1 protein-coding gene is annotated in these 335 nt (G+C 64.8%); it reads right to left on the reverse strand.

Annotation, left to right across the window (positions count from 1 at the left end; translation table 11 throughout):
- The coding region (locus NQL71_RS29730; protein ID WP_425520697.1) for a hypothetical protein at nucleotides 1–335 on the reverse strand (335 nt) is incomplete at both ends.

A 335-nucleotide genomic window follows, 5' to 3' on the forward strand; every position in this document is an offset into this window, starting at 1 on the left:
TGCTCGACCAGCAGGTCGGGCTGGATGCCGGGGTTGTGCAGGCGCGAGAGTTTTTCCGCCGGCAGACGCGAGGCGAACTGCCAGCTCTTGCGGCCCATGGCGTCGTAGCCGAAGCAGCTGGTGAGCGTGCCCTGGGTGCGCAGGACTTCGCGGTGCAGGTCGTCGCGCTCGATGTCGCTGATCAGTTGGCCGTCGAGGTTGAGTTGGTGCAGGTGGCCGCTGCCGTAGTACAGGTGATTGAGGTGTTGGCCGGTGGGCAACGTCAGGGTGGTGAGGTTGCTCAGTGGGTCGTATTCGTAGGACAAGGCGCCTTGCGCCGTGGTCTCCTGGATCAG

The organism is Pseudomonas serbica, from assembly GCF_028823535.1.
Classification (GTDB): Bacteria; Pseudomonadota; Gammaproteobacteria; order Pseudomonadales; family Pseudomonadaceae; genus Aquipseudomonas; species Aquipseudomonas serbica.